Genomic DNA, 15663 nt, shown 5'->3' on the forward strand with positions numbered 1-15663 from the left:
GAGGACTGAGCGGTCTTATGTCATTTTTCAGAAATCAATTCGCTAACGTCGTGGAATGGGAAGAGTTCCGCGATGACATGATATTTTGGAAGTGGAGCAACAACGAGATCAAGAAGGGGAGCAAGCTGATCATTCGTCCCGGACAAGACGCGATCTTCGTCCATAACGGGAAGATTGAGGGCATCTTCCAGGATGAAGGGGAATACGCGGTTGATTCGCAAATCATCCCGTTCCTCTCTACGCTGAAGGGCTTCAAGTTTGGCTTCAACAGCGGCATGCGGGTGGAAGTCGTCTTCGTCAATACGAAGGAATTCACCGTCAGATGGGGAACGCAAAATCCGATCCTGATTCCGACGCCTCAGCTTCCGGGCGGATTGCCGATTCGCGCGAACGGCACCTTTGTATTCAAGGTCAAGGATTATGTGACGTTTATTGATAAAATCGCAGGTGTACGAGAGAGCTATCTGGTTGAGGATGTACGCCTGAGAATTGTGTCAGTGCTGGATCAGCTGCTGATGAAGTGGATCAGTACCGAAGGCAAGGATATGTTCAACCTGCAGGCGAACGCCCATGCGATCTCCAGAGGGATTCAGGAAGATCTGGACATGGAGTTGCTGGCAAGCGGCATCAGCATTACAGGCTTCCAGGTGATGAGCTTCAACTACCCGCCAGAAATTCAGCAGATGATTACAAAGACCGCTTCCCATAGCATGATCGGCGATATGCAGCGTTACCAGCAGGTGTCGATGGTGGACGGGATGGCTTCGGGCAAAATGCAGGGCGGCGGAGCTGCGGCGGATATGGCCAGCATGATGATGGGTATGAATATCGCCAAAGAGATGATGCAGAACATGGGTCAGAATCAGAATGGCGGGAGTAACGCTGGGCAGCCTGCTCCGGACTCCGGTCAGCAACAGCCAGCAGGTCAGCAACAGTCAAACGGACAGCAGCAGCCGGCAAGCCAGCCTGCTTCCCCAAGCGGCGCCAAGCCGAACTTCTGTCCGAACTGCGGAACCAAAACAGAGGGTGCGAACTTCTGCCCGAATTGCGGCCAGAAGCTGGGATAGACGATTTCAGCAAAAGGAGACGGTCAACAGCATTCTCCTGCGCAGCGGATATAGGCAATGCCTGGGCTGATTCCGGTTTATGCCGGAGTCAGCTTTTTGCTGCAGCAGGTACAGCGGCACGGGTTTATTTGCTAATGATAGTGGTTCCATTATAATAGGGAAAGTGATGATAACGGACTGAAGACATAAAGTGGGGGGCTGCAACCAATGGAGATCGATGACCCGAAGCAGGTCGTGCTGCAAGTGGGCTCCGTCCTGAAGAAGCTGCGAAAGGACAAGGGGCTGAGCCTGGAGGAGCTGGCGCAAGTATCGGGTGTCAGCAAGCTGACGCTCGGCAATATTGAGCGGGGAGATACGAATCCGACCATCGGCATGTTATGGAGAATATCCAAGAGCCTCTCGGTTCCTCTGATGGCGCTCTTCTCGGATCAAAGCGGCGTTCAATTATCACGGGCGGGGGAAGGACTCAGAATAGCCGGCGACGGCGAAGCTTGGGTGATCGAACCGATCTTTCAGCAAAGCAGCCAAGAAGTCGAGATGTGCCGGGCGTATTTGCAGCCGAACAGCTCTTATTATCCGGAGATGCATCATCCGCATACCACAGAGATTGCTACGGTTATGTCCGGCATGATTGAGATCAATGTGAATGATGAGAGGTATACGCTGAATGCCTATGATACCATCAGCTTCCGCGCAGACGATACCCATTCTTACACGAATCCGACTAATGAGCTTGCCGTATTGCATCTTATTTTGAGATACAACTAATGTGCAGCTTTCTCGCTATGATTATACGGTTGGAATCCCTCAATCCGCATGGGTTGAGGTTTTTTTGTTCTTCAGTAATAGCGTTCAGAGTGATGCAGAATTGAGGCAAAATACGGATGTGGACAAAAAGAAACTTATATATTATGATATGTAATATTAATTAATAAGTATATTATAATATACTGAATAGTGGATATCTCTAATGGGTTGTGAGAAACGATAGGAGGCAGTCAACATGAATGCAACAGAGCGTATGCAAGATCATACGGAGAAACGGAGAACCTTTGGCCGTCCTTCGGCAGCTTTTTTACTTATAGCTGGTATTGTTTTTATCGCGATGAATATGAGGGCGCCCTTAACATCGGTAGGTCCGTTGTCGGAGCTCATTCGAGGGGATTTGCAATTGACCGGCACTTGGGCCGGAATGATTACGACACTGCCATTGCTGGCATTTGCTTTGCTGTCTCCGTTCGTGCCTCGGCTTGGAGGTCGATTTGGCATGGAGCGGGTATTGCTCGTCGCGCTTTTGTTTTTGTTCATAGGCACTGTACTGCGTTCCACATCCGGCACAGCGGCTTTATTCGGGGGTACAGCCATATTGGGACTAGCCATTGCGGCGTGCAATGTACTGCTGCCGGGATTGATTAAGCGAGATTTTCCCGATCGGCTGGGCGTCATGACGGGTGTATACTCCATCTCAATGAATTTGTGTGGAGCTATTGCTTCAGGCATCAGCGTACCGCTTGCGGTGGGCGCAGGATTGGGATGGAAGGGGGCGCTTGGCGTATGGGGTATTTTAAGTTTCATCGCCCTATTGGTATGGCTGCCGCAGCTTCGCTCCCGCCAGGCGGCAATCGCTTCGGTAAGTTCGGAAAGCGAGCGCCGAGTGAATGTATGGCGATCCCCGCTTGCGTGGCAAATCACGCTGTTCATGGGGATTCAGTCCATGTTGTTCTATGTATTGATTGCATGGCTTCCTGATATGCTCCGTCTGCAAGGCGTGAGCTCCGATCAATCCGGCTGGCTGCTGTCCATGATGCAATTGGCTGTGCTTCCTTTTACCTTTATCGTACCAGTCATTGCAGCCCGTATGTCCAACCAGCGCGTTTTGGTTGTGATGACGTCCGTTCTTATATTGGCGGGAACGCTTGGTTTGCTGTACGGAAGCTCGAACTTGTTGGTGGTTTGGATTATCTTGCTCGGCATGGGCGTAGGATTTGCCTTCAGCTTGTCCATGATGTTTTTGGGCTTGCGCACCAGGACCTCCAGGCAAGCGGCAGAGCTATCCGGCATGGCGCAATCGGTAGGGTACTTGCTCGCCGCGACAGGTCCGACACTATTCGGGTTTCTGCATGACGCCACACAAAGCTGGAAGGTTCCTCTAATGATTTTGGTTGCCGCATCCGTCTTGCTCGGCATAGTGGGCCTAGGCGCAGCGAGGAATCGGTACGTGGAATAAGTGGGAATGCTTGGTATGCGCAGGAAGTGCTTTAAGAGCTTAAGGGAAAAAAAAGCATATAGGGTAGCCTTGAAGACGTGCTAGAGGTCTGTGTGAACGGGGATGATTGCGCAAAGAGGGCTCTGCGCTGCGGAATAAGTTATGACGCCAGAGCTTCATTCGTAATTTTCGCGATATCGATGGGGGATCTTGCGCCTTCGCTGACCATGTCGGGCAGGATGTGCTGGAGAAAATAGGTGACGCAGTGCAGGTTAATGCCTTTAATCTTAATTAATGCGCTCCGGTACATGACGATAAATTCCTTTTCGGTATTGCCTCGCTGCAGCTCTGCGAACGCCTCGTAGATCTGGTCGAGCTTATCGGCAACTTCAAGAATCTGGCCTTCGATGGATTCATCCTTGCCCTCGCGCAGCTGACGGCGGAAGATCGGCTTGAATGCCTCCGGAATATGCTCATCGATGAAGTGCGCGACCATGCCTTCCTCGACCTGCTGCAGCATGGAGCGAAGCTCCAATGAGTAATGCTTCACGGGTGTTTTAATATCCCCGATAAAGATTTCGCCATAATCATGGCTGCTGGTGATCTCGTACAGCTTTTTCCAGTCGACGGTGACACCATGGCTTTCTTCAATATCCGCCAATGTCTTCGCGTATTGGACGACCTTCCAGGAGTGTGCGGATACGCTATGCTCTTGGAATTTGAATTTGCCTGGGCAGCGAATAATGCGCTCCAGATCGGTCAGCGATTGAAAATACGTATGAATGCCCATAAGATGATTTCCTTTCTTTCGAGATAGAATAAGTGCTTCATGATGCTAAGTATAAATGCCGTTTGTTAATGGATGATTAATTAAGTTGCTATAATTGTAAAACCCGCAAAATGGACACTTGTCCATCTTACGGGTTACAGTTGCACAGTGATCGGTGACGGAGAATTCCACAATTGGTTTCTAATCGAGCTAGATTTCGCGAATAAGTCTGCGAAGGCGTCTAATGAGGCGTCTCACTCTGCGAATCTCACGACGGTCTGCGCCGCGGCGAATCAATCTGCGCAGGAGTCTGCGTAGACGTCTGATGAGACGTCTGATTCTGCGGTTTCTGCGGTTGCGCCACCGTCCGTTGCCACATCCGGAATCGCGGTCAAAACGATCGAAGCCATCGAAATCAAAATCATCAAAATCAAAATCATCAAAGTCATCGAAATCGTTACAATTGTCGAAATCAAAATCGTCATCATCAAATCGGTTGCTGATCTCTACTTTTTTGCTCATTTCCATCTCCCTCTCTTCAAGAATAGTTCATTCTATTCAGTAGATTTGAAATGGTATAGATAGATTGATAGGGAGATTAATTGATTTAACTCCGCGTGTATACGGAAAAGCAGACGGATGTCCCGCTAACTCGAGAAGATGGGCCGTTGTTCATGCGTTCGGCCAAATATGCAAAAACCTGTAAGATGGCGATTGCCATCTTACAGGTTTTGATTTGCCTTAGGACCGATCTTCCAGTCTGCGAATGAGTCTGCGGATACGTCTAATGAGGCGTCTCAGTCTGCGGATTTCACGGCGGTCAGCGCCGTTGCGAATGAGTCTGCGAAGGCGTCTGATAAGACGTCTCAACAGGCGTCTGAGTCTGCGGAGCTGACGGCGTCTGTCGCGGCCGTTACCGTTACCGTTGCCGTTACCGTTGCCGTTGCCATTGCGTTCGAAGTCATCAAAATCAATGTCATCAAAATCATCAAAGTCTTCGTCATCGTCAAAGCGCTGGCTGATCTCTATTTTTTTGCTCATGCTTATTCCCCCTTTCTGCTAGCGAATAGTACATGGTATTCAAAAGTGAATAGATGGTATGGATAAATGAAGAGGTAGATTTAACCGTATCCGCTAACAGAAATATGCGAAAATTAAAACGATTAATAATTTTCAGGGAAGAAGCATTTCGGCAAAGGTAGTGGTATAGTAGTCAGGAGGGTAAGGCACGACCGTTTATTTTTGCAAGAGATGGAGAGGAATATGAATAACTTAAATAAGAAAGCAGAAATAGCTTTGAATCGTAATTATGTGTTGGAATCGGTATCAGATTTTGGGTTAAACCATGTGCTAACGCAGCTGAAAAAAGACAGCCTTATGCAGAAAGCAAGCGCTCACGCCATTGTTGGCCGTTCCAAAATGAACAAGGCTGATCTGGTATCCGCAATAGCGGAGTCGATTGTCCAGTCGGAGACACTGCAGGAGATGCTTCTGCTTATGCATCATGATGAATTCAGCTTTTATCAGGAGCTGTTGGAATCGGAAGCTGTAACGGTTAGTGATTACATGCCTGTTAGATTTAGGTTTCTTATTGATAAGGGCGTGCTGGTCAGCGTCAGGCAAGAGGACCAGTATGGCTACTTTATACCGCTTGAAGTAAAAGAAGCGCTGGGGAAGCTGGATTGGGCGCATGTAGACAAGACAAGAGCGTATGAGCAACAGGTGCTGAACTATATGAGCGCTGCTGTTCATTTGTACGGTGCTTGCAAGCCGGAGCGGGTTGTGGAAATCTATAATTCGCATCAAGCCAATCCTATTACGCTTCAAGCCCTGCATACAGTCAACGAATTTTACAGCAACAGGGAGCAGCCATTTGTATGGCACAAGAACGGGTGCCTGATCGATACGTATTTTGAAGAGTCGGATATCTCCGAACTGGAAGATCTGTTGGCTAAGATAGAGGACAAGCCCTATTATTTGCCGAATCAAGAGGAGTTCCTTAAGTACGCCAACCCGGCGCATTATGAAATGACCCCGCAGCTGCACAGGCTAAAGCTATTCATTCAGAAGGAGCTTGAGCAGCGGGAGGGGATTGCCTCCTTGGTAATGGAGAACATCCAGCTTATGCTCTCTTGGGAAAACGGAATGGAAGAGGTTTTGAACGAGCTTACGGATAGAGGCATCGCATTCCAGGACCTGAATCAAGCAAAGAAGTTTGTCAGCTTGGTAACGGAAGCTGCTCAGCATACGAGAGTATGGTCTAATGGCGGATATACTGCTGCTGAGTTGAGTGAGGCGGCGACCCCTGCGAAGGCAACGGTTCGGCAGCACTTGAACCCGGTGAAGATCGGGCGCAATGACGCTTGCTACTGCGGCAGCGGCAAGAAATTCAAAAAATGCTGCAGCGCTTAACCCTACACGACAAACAACTTTTTCTCAAAAGGTGAAATAGGGTTGCTGCACACCACTAATTGCATCAAACATGAAGAAACTCGAAATTAGTGGTGCTGAGCAATGCTAAATACTCGGTATCGCCGTAAACGAAGAAATAACGTTGTCACACAACACTAATTTGGTCAAAAGTGCTGAAATTCGGAAATAGTGGTACTGAGAAACGTTAAATGGTCTATATCGCCTGAAAAGGTGAAATAACGTTGCGACGCAACACTAATGATGCAAAGAAAAGGGCAGTTCCAGATCGTCAGCGATCTGGAACTGCCCTTTGTTATGATCCATGGACTCGACTGTCCGGCTAGTTACTTCTTTGGTTTTATTCCTTTTCTTTTACGGCATTGGACGCTTTTTTGCCAATTTTATACGACTTGGCTACTTTCACACTTTTGGTCGCTTTGAACATTTTCATGGATTTAATAGCTTTAAACGATTTGATGCCCTTGAACGCTTTGATCCCGGTGAGGGAGCCAATGCCTACGACTGCCTCCATGAATTGCGTAATGGATATCGACGTTCCGACCGCCAGAATGCTGAGCCACTGCTCCTTGAAAAATCGGCGTACATCCTTCGTGATGAAGAATATAACGATCAACTCCGCAATGAAAAACCAAAGGATGTAGTAAGCGATCCGGTCAAGCGGCGCCAAGACCTCCTTCGAGATCGGGGTAAAGCCCAATATCGTAACCACTACAAGATATAGCGACAGAATAAACGATACAATCAGATACCACTTCTTAAATTCCTTATGTTCCATGATCGCGCCTCCTACTGAAAACAAGGAATAGTGTAGCATGTTTTAGGGAGGGGGAGCTAGTCCGACTTTGAATCCCAACACTAGAGAGCATGTCTAGCTGATGCGCACCACGACTGATCGCTTTTGCTGCCAATCAAAAAAAGAGTGAACGCACCCGGCGTACACTCCTTTTACTGTTGTTTATGTCATTAATGTCTGCATAAAATGCTCCTGAAACCGCTTGGCGTCGACACGGGTGCAGACGTTGACGTTCGGCTGGTCCGTACAGCGCGGACGCAGATCGGCAATGGTTCTGCCATAGGAGTGGACACCCTCGAGGTCTACCTGGAGAACCATCGGCTGCACCTCGACCAGGCTTGGGTCGATCGCCACAGCTACCGCTAGCGGATCATGCAGGGCACAGCCTGTCCGATCGCCATAGGCTTGCCGGTAGCCTTCGATATAGTAGGAGGTAATGTCGGCCAAAAAGTGTGCAAGGTCCGAATTCTGCTCTCTCCACTGCTGAATATCCTCTAGCCTGAGCTCAGTCTGCATGGTCACATCCAGTCCGATCAGCGTAATCGGAGCTCCGGATTGGAAGACGAGCTGAGCCGCTTCCGGGTCGGAATATACATTCGCCTCCGCATGCATCCGGCGGTTACCCGCCACCTTCACAGCTCCGCCCATTACGATAACCTGCCGCACCAGTGTAGTAATCTCCGGCGCTTGCAGAATGGCAGCAGCCAGATTGGTCAATGGGCCGACACAGATGAGCGTCACCTGCTTGGGGTATCGCCTAATCTGATCTACCATAAAGGCCGCCGCGGGCGTTGACACTGGCTTGCCTGCCGGATCGGGGAATGTCAGGTCTCCAAGCCCATTCTCGCCATGAAACTGGGCGGGATAATCCTTCTTAGAGGGATGGAACAATGGGGCGGCTTCCCCCATTGCGACTGGAATCCCGGTTGCTCCTAACTGTTCCAGCACATGGAGCGTATTGCGCGTCGCGAGATCCACCGGTACATTTCCGAAGCAGGTTGTGATCCCGATAACATCCAGAGCCTGGGACCGGATAGCGTAGGCAATCGCCAGCGCATCGTCAACCCCTGTATCTACATCCAATAATATTCGGTGCATCAATCATGCTCCTCCTTCGTCTGACGGTTATGACAGCACCGTGCGAATGTAATGCTGCAGGAATGCCTCTTCACGGACATGCATACATACGGAGGCATTGGTCCGTGACGGCGGCCGTCTGAAGTCGACCAGCGTCGCACCGGAGGATAGCTGACCCTTTGTCTCTATATAGACGTAATAATCCTCCATCTCTACAAGGGAAGCATCCTCGACGACAGCCACTGCCAGCGGATCATGCATCAGCCGGTTTTTGCCCTCGTTCAAGCGTTCGCTTGCCTCAAAGCTGAATGTGAAGATATGCTGCATGAATGCCTTTAATTCTGCCTGTTCATCCGTAAAACCGTTCATCAGCTCATGAAAATGAGCTTCGCCGAATTTGGCCTTCCCGGTTACGTCAAGGCCTACCATCGTAATCGGAATCCCGGACTCGAACACCCGGTGGGCTGCTTCAGGATCGCCATGGATGTTGGCCTCGGACACCGGCGTTGTATTGCCTGGCACTTTGATGGCGCCACCCATCAGTACCAGTTTGGCCTTCTGTGCAATCGACGGATCTTTGGCGAGCGCGACTGCCAGATTGGTCAGCCTGCCGGTGAATACCAGCGTAATATCATGCGCCTGCTCCCGCACCTTTCGAACGATGAAATCGGATGCCCTCTCGTCCACCGGCAATTGACTAGTCTCAGGCAGCTCGTATCCGGCTAGGCCGTTGGCTCCATGAATGGCGGTTACGTTCTCGCGGCGGGGACGAAACAAAGGGGCGTCCGCCCCCATGGCAACCGGAATCTCGTAGCGGGGCTGAGCCAAGGCCAGCACCCTCAGCGTGTTGTCCGTCGCCTGCTTTACATCCACATTGCCAAATACCGTTGTAACGCCTTCTATATACAGCTTATTGGATTTAAAGGCATAGATGAGCGCGAGAGCATCATCCACGCCGGTATCCACATCCAACAGGATATGCTTTACTTGCTCCATATCGTCACTCCCTTGCTCCCTCACTTATGATGCTTGGCAAGCTCGTCCGCAAGCTCCGGTATCGCCAGGATGTTGCTGCCGATACCCAGGGAGTAGCAGAGTCTGCTAATATGCGGCTGCTTCAGCATCGCCTGCTCCAATACATCCAGATTCCAGAAGATGGCCCTCTTGTCGTCATCCGCAATGACCTGGCGGTTCGCCATGACGATGATCCGCTGGAAGTTGTTCACGACAAATTCCATATCATGCGTAATCGTGATAATGGTTTTACCTTCCTTTTTTAATGTCTCAATGAGATGAGATAACCGCGCCATAGCCGGAATATCCTGGCCCGCTGTCGGCTCATCCAGAATAATGACACTGGAATCCATCGCAATGACGGAGGCAATCGTGACGAATTTACGCATGGAGTAGGGCAAATTGTAGGGATTGTCCTTCAGGAAAGGGACGACACCTGCCAGCTCCGCCGCTTTCATGACGTTCGCTTTGACCTGCTCCTCCGGAAGACCCAGCTTGCGGGGGCCGAATTCAATCTCGCTGTACACATCGTTATGAAAGATCTGGTCATCCGGGTTCTGGAACACATAGCCGACCTTTCTCGATATTTGCGCGGTCGTATAATCCCGCGTATTCCAGCCATCAATGACGACGTCCCCTTCGGAAGGCTTCAGCAGTCCGTTCATCATCTTGACCGTTGTTGTTTTACCCGCGCCGTTCTGGCCTACAATGGCAACCGATTCGCCTTTTTTGAAGGTCATGTTGACTCCATCCACTGCTTTGTAGCCATTCGGATAGGCAAAGGATACATTCGTTAGAGTGAGGAAGCTCATGCTTTTACCCCCTTCTTCATCCAAGCCTTCACGGCTTCAATCGCTTCTTTTTCCGTTAACGGTATCGTACCGAGATCCATTCCGCGCTTGCGCATTTCCAGGCCGAACATCGAATATTGAGGGATGGCGGCCCCGAATGAAAGGGCGCGCTCATCGGTAAGAATCTCTTTCGTGTTACCTTGCATCACCACTTCACCCTCGTTCAGAAGGATGACGTAATCGGCATATTCGGCAATCAGTTCGATTTTGTGCTCGACGAGAATGATAGTTTTTCCTTTCTTCTTCATCAGCTCAATAATTTTGAATACTTCTTCCGTGCCCTTCGGATCAAGCTGTGAGGTCGGCTCGTCAATGACCAGCACATCCGGCTCCATGACGATAATGGAAGCGAGGGCAACCCGCTGCTTCTGACCGCCGGAGAGCTCAAACGGGTTTTTATCCCGCAAATAATCGATTCCCAGCATCCGAATAACCTCAGCTACCTTGGCTCGGATAAGCTCAGGCTCCATGCCCAGATTTTCGAGGCCGAATGCAATCTCTTCGAATACGTTATCCTTTACGCCGCTAATTTGGGTAAAAGGATTCTGAAACACATAGCCGATTTTTTGGGAAAGCTCGCCCAATTCCCATTCACGAATATCCTTGCCTTCAATCAGTACCTCGCCGCGCAGATCCCCTTTATAGAAATGGGGGATAAACCCGCGTATGACGTTGCACAGGGTTGTTTTTCCGCCCCCGTTGGCACCGACCAGCGCGTACAGCTTGCCTTTTTCAATCGTTACATTCACGTCTTTAAGTGCATCCGTCTCGCTAATGGGGTATTGGTAGGATAAATTCTTGATCGTAATGATACTCATAGCGCAACTCTCCAGACGATTAGGATAACAAGCAGAACCAGCAGCAGGATTTGAACGAGCCGGTCAGCCTTTGTTTTCTCCAGTTTGTAGATGCTGCTTTTCTTCACTTTGGCTGAGAAAGCTCGCGATTCCAGCGTCAATACCCGTTCCTCCGTGCTTGCCACCGATCCTAGAATAAGCGGACTAAGCGTTGGTATGAAGGCCTTCATGCGGACAAACAGCTTGCCTTCGGTTTCGACACCTCTTGTTTTTTGCGCATCCATGATGACATGGGTCAGCTTTTTCATCTCCGGAATAAGCTGCAGCGTGGACAAGATCACATAGGTTACTTTGGACGGCAGGCCGACCTGTTCCAGAGAATAGACCAAATCCTTGACCTTGGTGATGCGGAAGAACAGAATGAATGCCGATGCTACCGCCACGATTTTGGATGTCAGGAACAGGGCGAACTCCAGACCCTCCCGCTTGATGGAGAAGATGCTCCAGCTCCACATAATGTCTTTGCCGGGATAGAAGAAGCATTGCAGAATAAAGATGAATACCACAATCATGAGCAGTGCCTTGACCGCCAGATTGGAAAATTCCTTGAAGCTGCCGGCAAAGTAGGCCAGCACCATGCAGATTGGCAGAATGGCGTAGCTGAACCCGTAGCCGGGTACGATAAAGGCGGCCAAACATAAAGCGATGGTAATGAAAAACTTGGTTGTTGGATAAAGACGGCTTAACATGGACCGTTCATTATTCACAAGAACCCCTCCTTCTAAAGAGCGCAACCATTACTGGCTATACGTCATTTCTTTTTGATGAATATCGCGCCGTAATTCAGCTTGGACAAGTATCTAGGCGACATCTTCATCACGATGGCAAAGGCGATGAGATTGGTGAGAATTTTATCGACGCTTTCCACTAAAATTTTGGTTGAGAATACCGCTGTCCATATCTGTTGTCCCGACGCCAGGAACGTAGCGACCACGGCATCTGAGGAGTTGCCGGTCGCACCGCCGAACATCAGTACCTGGATCGGAGATGCAACGATCAGCACGGTTAGGACGACGGCTAATGAAGCCAAGATGACTTTCCACAGCTTCGTATACATCCCTTTCATGGCCAGCACGCCGACCACCAGACCGACGGCCATTTGTACAGGTGTAAATGCGAACGAGACCGGATTCGTTATTCCGACTACGAGATTGGTGCTTGCCCCCGTAACCATACCCACCCAAGGACCGCCGATCATAGCGGTCAGAATCGTTCCGATGGTGTTCAGATATATCGGCAGCTTGAGCAGCAGCACAATTTGCGCACCGACAAAGTTGATTGCGATACCGATTGGAATTAACAAAATGGCCAACAATGAAAAATCATATTTAAGTCCGCGTTTGATTCCCATCGCTTTTTCCCCCTAGGAGTATATTTGGCATAAAAGAATCTCATTAAAGTGCGTGTTCAAAAAGTTGGCTTTTCAGGACCGAGAAGGTTACTAGTGTCAGCCAAGATGGTATGGAGCGCAACCTCCACCATGTCATGGAAGGACTTCTCGCTTTGTTGATGTGACGAGCGTTCATTGGTCAGCAGATGGCTGCCTACCGTTAATATGGACAGCGCCCTTACGCCATACTTAGCGGCTAGCGTGTACAATGCAGCACTTTCCATCTCGACCGCGAGCACGCCGAATTCCATGAATTTATGAAGTCGATCCAGCGTTTCCCTGTAGAATTCATCCGAATTATAAATATTGCCGACAAAGACATTGACGCTTTTCTCTTGAGCCAGTTGATGGGCCTTGCTTAACATCCCATAGTCGGCTGTAGGAGCGTAATTGCAGCCATAAAATATTTTTTCCATCATATTGCTGTCTGAAGATACGGCTTGAGCCAGCACGATATCGCGGACCTGAAGCTCCTTTTGCATGGCGCCGCATGTACCGATGCGGATCAGCTTTTTCACACCGTAATCCTGAATCAGCTCTGTCGCATAAATACTCATGGTCGGGTTGCCCATTCCTGTGCCTTGAACCGACACCGGAACTCCTTTATAAAGCCCGGTATACCCATACATGCCTCTTACTTCGTTGTAGCAATGGACATTCTCCAAAAAGTTCTCTGCTACAAACTTTGCCCGAAGCGGATCGCCGGGCAGCAATACACGTTCTGCGATATCTCCCAATTTTGCTCCCAAATGTATACTCATGCTGCTCCTCCTGCTGGCCTCCCTCTTAAGAAAGCGCTTTATTTTCTATCTGTCTTCATCATAGTAAGAATCAGCGGGAGAACCAAGACCAGAAAGTTACGGAGCTTAACGGAAAAATGCAACCATGAGGTCTCATGGTTGCATTAATTCCTTGCGGATATTCTCCAAATCCCGCTTGGTCGGTATCGTGGAGATGATGACCACGGGTACGGTATTCAGCTCAACGGGGAAGGTGCTGATGACAAAGTCAATGCCGTGCTTCTGAATGATTTCATCATGGAGTCCCTCCATAATGGAGGTGTTGATGATCAACTCGTCACCGATTTCATTCTTGATGAGCTTGGCTACGTAATGGCGGATGGAGAATTCCCCGCCGATCAGTAGGAAAGCTCTTTTGCTCTTATAGCGCAAGCTGGAGATGATCAATAACGTCAGCTTCGTCAGATGATAGTCATTATACAGAATATCGGAATACCGCTGACTCCAATCCTGCATGCAGCTCTTTACCCGTTGGTACATGGGACTGCATTCTTTCTGGACATATTCAGTCAGGTTGCTTGTCGAGATCGCAATCATATCGGGCAGTACATTTTCCAGCCTCAGCTTCTCGAAGAATTCCCCGACTTCCCAGATAAACCGGTCATTCATATCAATGGCAGGGAAAGCGGTAAGCGCAAGCATGAGAAAATGATTGACGATTTGATACTTTTCCTCTTGGATCTGCACGAGATTGGTTTTCTCCATCGCGATCATCGTGCTGATTTTCGCCTCATCATAATAGTTGTATTGGCCCAAGCTGAACATGGCTTGAAGGAACCGGATTTCGTCCATCGGCAAATGAATGGAATACCGCTGCTCAAGCGAGCGGGCCAATGCGGTAACGGATGAATGGAGCATGCTGCTCTCCCAGTCGTATTGACCTTTGGGAACGTCTGCATATTTCCCCTGCAGGACCCTCGTCATAATGATGGCTGCCAGGAAGGAAAGGCTCCGCTTAGCATTGAGGAAATATACGATATCATTCTCTGACTCGATTCTCGTGATGTATTCGTGGATTTGAGCCTGGTCCATGCCAGGGAACGGCCAGCCGGAAAATTCATAGGCATCGTAATACAATTTCCAATAAAAATAACGGATATTCATTTCATTGCCTTTGACCTCGGGCATGGAATACGCGATGCGCAAATGATATCTCTTCAATTCATGATTGTTCAGCCGAATAATCAGCTTTTTCAGCGAGGAGGAGCTCATATACAGCTTGTCGGCCAGCTCTTCCAGTGAGCTTAGGCCCCCCTCGGCGAACAGCAAATCGAGCAGCTGATACAAGGTTCTCTGCCTGTACATGGAGGAGATGACTTCACCGATCGCGGCATTTCGTTTCTCATAATGAAGCATGACGCCTTTGCCTCGGGAAATCTCAATATGAATCGAAGGAGGAAGCTCCTGTATGGTTTCGTCAATAATTTTACGGATTGTTTTGTCCGATACGCCAAGCTGCTCTTCAATTTCGGCCAGGGTAAACCAGCGATATTCCGAATCGAGCAGGATCAACAGTTTTTGTGTTAATGTAAATTCCTTTTCCATGGTCTAATCTCTCCTTCCTGAAAGAATCAGTAAGATGAAGTCGTCTCTTAAGTTGATAGACCTAAGTATGGGACATAATGTGCGTATTTATAAATCACTTCGTAAAGCCTATTGGGCTCCCCGCTTAATTTGGCGTACAGATGGACGAGTATCCTTATAGGTATCGTAATGGGCTTTGCAGCTTTAAGCAATCGGTATATTCAAGCGTTAGGGAAACGCACCCTGGTTGCCAATGCAAAAACACCTCTAAGTTGTCCTCCATATCAAATAGGCAGGATAGCAAAATAATGTCACGAATACTTTCTGCATAGAGTTATTTAAGATGTTCGCAAATAAAACGTTAGATGAAATACCACTAATAATGAAAGGACAATTACAACAATGAAATCAAAGACTATAAAATTACTTAAGTCATCACTACTTCTCTCGGTAATATGTATATTTGTTTCTTTGATTGGATTATTTTCGAATGTTATTATGCAAAATGCGCAAATACCTACCTGGATAATTTTAATTCAGATTATTCCACTGCCAATTTTTTTAATTATATTAACAATGACTAGTCTTGATTTAGGCAAACAGGATGATGTAACTATAAGGGGAAAATTAGTTGAAAAGAAAGTATATACTGTTGGAATTTTAATGGAGAATGGTAAAGTGAAGAAATTTAGGGCGCATGAAGCATTTGTTAAAGAGATTAAAGAGCGGAGATTACAACAAGAAATTGAAATCCAGTATTATAGACGAACTAAAGCAGTGATACAAATTAAGAAATGAATTGAATCAGAGTTCCGCCAGTAGTTATTTCTTCCAGATCATCGCGGAGCGGTAAGAGAAAGAAGCGATTATCCTGACCTTCAA

Annotated in this window: 17 protein-coding genes; 5 read left to right on the forward strand and 12 right to left on the reverse strand. The window is 48.5% G+C overall.

The genetic code is table 11. The annotated features are described in order from the left end of the window. The first annotated feature begins 17 nt into the window (after positions 1 to 17). The 3 genes from D3P07_RS24100 (at position 18) to D3P07_RS24110 (ending at position 3294) form a co-directional block, all read left to right on the forward strand. Positions 18 to 1067, forward strand: a complete 1050-nt coding sequence (locus D3P07_RS24100) for an SPFH domain-containing protein (protein ID WP_119803130.1) — start codon at positions 18 to 20, stop codon at positions 1065 to 1067. Between the two features lie 207 nt (positions 1068 to 1274). Further along, on the forward strand, positions 1275 to 1835 hold the full coding sequence (locus D3P07_RS24105; RefSeq protein ID WP_182914490.1) for a helix-turn-helix domain-containing protein: 561 nt from the start codon (positions 1275 to 1277) through the stop codon (positions 1833 to 1835). A 235-nt stretch (positions 1836 to 2070) separates the two neighbouring features. Continuing rightward, positions 2071 to 3294, forward strand: a complete 1224-nt coding sequence (locus D3P07_RS24110) for a CynX/NimT family MFS transporter (protein ID WP_119803134.1) — start codon at positions 2071 to 2073, stop codon at positions 3292 to 3294. 139 nt (positions 3295 to 3433) lie between these two features. Here D3P07_RS24110 and D3P07_RS24115 read toward each other — a convergent pair whose 3' ends face one another. From D3P07_RS24115 to D3P07_RS24125, 3 genes are all read right to left on the reverse strand, one after another. Beyond that, positions 3434 to 4063 (reverse strand): HD domain-containing protein, encoded by a 630-nt coding sequence (locus D3P07_RS24115; protein ID WP_119803136.1) that lies wholly within the window; start codon positions 4061 to 4063, stop codon positions 3434 to 3436. A 189-nt stretch (positions 4064 to 4252) separates the two neighbouring features. After that, positions 4253 to 4564: a hypothetical protein gene (locus tag D3P07_RS24120; protein ID WP_119803138.1), complete on the reverse strand. Its 312-nt coding sequence runs from the start codon at positions 4562 to 4564 to the stop codon at positions 4253 to 4255. 219 nt (positions 4565 to 4783) lie between these two features. Further along, a complete protein-coding gene (locus tag D3P07_RS24125) occupies positions 4784 to 5083 on the reverse strand; it encodes a hypothetical protein (protein ID WP_119803140.1) in 300 nt (99 codons plus the stop codon). A 222-nt stretch (positions 5084 to 5305) separates the two neighbouring features. On the opposite strand from D3P07_RS24125, the gene D3P07_RS24130 reads away from it, so the two are divergent. Beyond that, complete coding sequence (locus tag D3P07_RS24130) at positions 5306 to 6454, forward strand: YecA family protein (RefSeq protein ID WP_182914491.1); 1149 nt, start codon at positions 5306 to 5308, stop codon at positions 6452 to 6454. Between the two features lie 358 nt (positions 6455 to 6812). Here the strand turns inward: D3P07_RS24130 and D3P07_RS24135 are convergent, their stop codons facing one another. The 9 genes from D3P07_RS24135 to D3P07_RS24175 form a co-directional block, all read right to left on the reverse strand. After that, positions 6813 to 7250 (reverse strand): ion transporter, encoded by a 438-nt coding sequence (locus D3P07_RS24135; RefSeq protein ID WP_119803144.1) that lies wholly within the window; start codon positions 7248 to 7250, stop codon positions 6813 to 6815. Positions 7251 to 7430: 180 nt separating this feature from the next. Further along, positions 7431 to 8366, reverse strand: a complete 936-nt coding sequence (locus tag D3P07_RS24140; protein ID WP_119803146.1) for a nucleoside hydrolase — start codon at positions 8364 to 8366, stop codon at positions 7431 to 7433. Between the two features lie 27 nt (positions 8367 to 8393). Further along, positions 8394 to 9341 carry a nucleoside hydrolase gene (locus tag D3P07_RS24145; RefSeq protein ID WP_119803148.1) on the reverse strand — a complete coding sequence of 316 codons (948 nt, stop codon included), beginning with the start codon at positions 9339 to 9341 and terminating at the stop codon, positions 8394 to 8396. A gap of 20 nt (positions 9342 to 9361) precedes the next feature. Then, positions 9362 to 10171 carry an energy-coupling factor ABC transporter ATP-binding protein gene (locus D3P07_RS24150; protein WP_119803150.1) on the reverse strand — a complete coding sequence of 270 codons (810 nt, stop codon included), beginning with the start codon at positions 10169 to 10171 and terminating at the stop codon, positions 9362 to 9364. Beyond that, complete coding sequence (locus D3P07_RS24155) at positions 10168 to 11028, reverse strand: energy-coupling factor ABC transporter ATP-binding protein (RefSeq protein ID WP_119803152.1); 861 nt, start codon at positions 11026 to 11028, stop codon at positions 10168 to 10170. The genes D3P07_RS24150 and D3P07_RS24155 overlap by 4 nt, the downstream gene beginning before the upstream one ends. Next, positions 11025 to 11774, reverse strand: coding sequence for an energy-coupling factor transporter transmembrane component T (locus D3P07_RS24160; RefSeq protein ID WP_119803154.1), 750 nt, complete (start codon positions 11772 to 11774; stop codon positions 11025 to 11027). Before D3P07_RS24160 ends, D3P07_RS24155 begins: the two co-directional genes overlap by 4 nt. 44 nt (positions 11775 to 11818) lie before the next feature. Next, on the reverse strand, positions 11819 to 12418 hold the full coding sequence (locus tag D3P07_RS24165) for an ECF transporter S component (RefSeq protein WP_119803156.1): 600 nt from the start codon (positions 12416 to 12418) through the stop codon (positions 11819 to 11821). A 56-nt stretch (positions 12419 to 12474) separates the two neighbouring features. Continuing rightward, positions 12475 to 13218, reverse strand: a complete 744-nt coding sequence (gene deoD, locus D3P07_RS24170) for a purine-nucleoside phosphorylase (protein WP_119803158.1) — start codon at positions 13216 to 13218, stop codon at positions 12475 to 12477. A 132-nt stretch (positions 13219 to 13350) separates the two neighbouring features. Further along, positions 13351 to 14802, reverse strand: coding sequence for an AcpB/EbpR/MafR family transcriptional regulator (locus D3P07_RS24175; RefSeq protein WP_119803160.1), 1452 nt, complete (start codon positions 14800 to 14802; stop codon positions 13351 to 13353). A gap of 381 nt (positions 14803 to 15183) precedes the next feature. Here D3P07_RS24175 and D3P07_RS24180 point away from each other — a divergent pair, with 381 nt between their 5' ends. Beyond that, positions 15184 to 15579, forward strand: a complete 396-nt coding sequence (locus tag D3P07_RS24180) for a hypothetical protein (protein WP_119803162.1) — start codon at positions 15184 to 15186, stop codon at positions 15577 to 15579. Positions 15580 to 15663: the final 84 nt, after the last annotated feature.

It is taken from the genome of Paenibacillus sp. 1011MAR3C5 (genome assembly GCF_003591485.1).
Taxonomy (GTDB): domain Bacteria; phylum Bacillota; class Bacilli; order Paenibacillales; family Paenibacillaceae; genus Pristimantibacillus.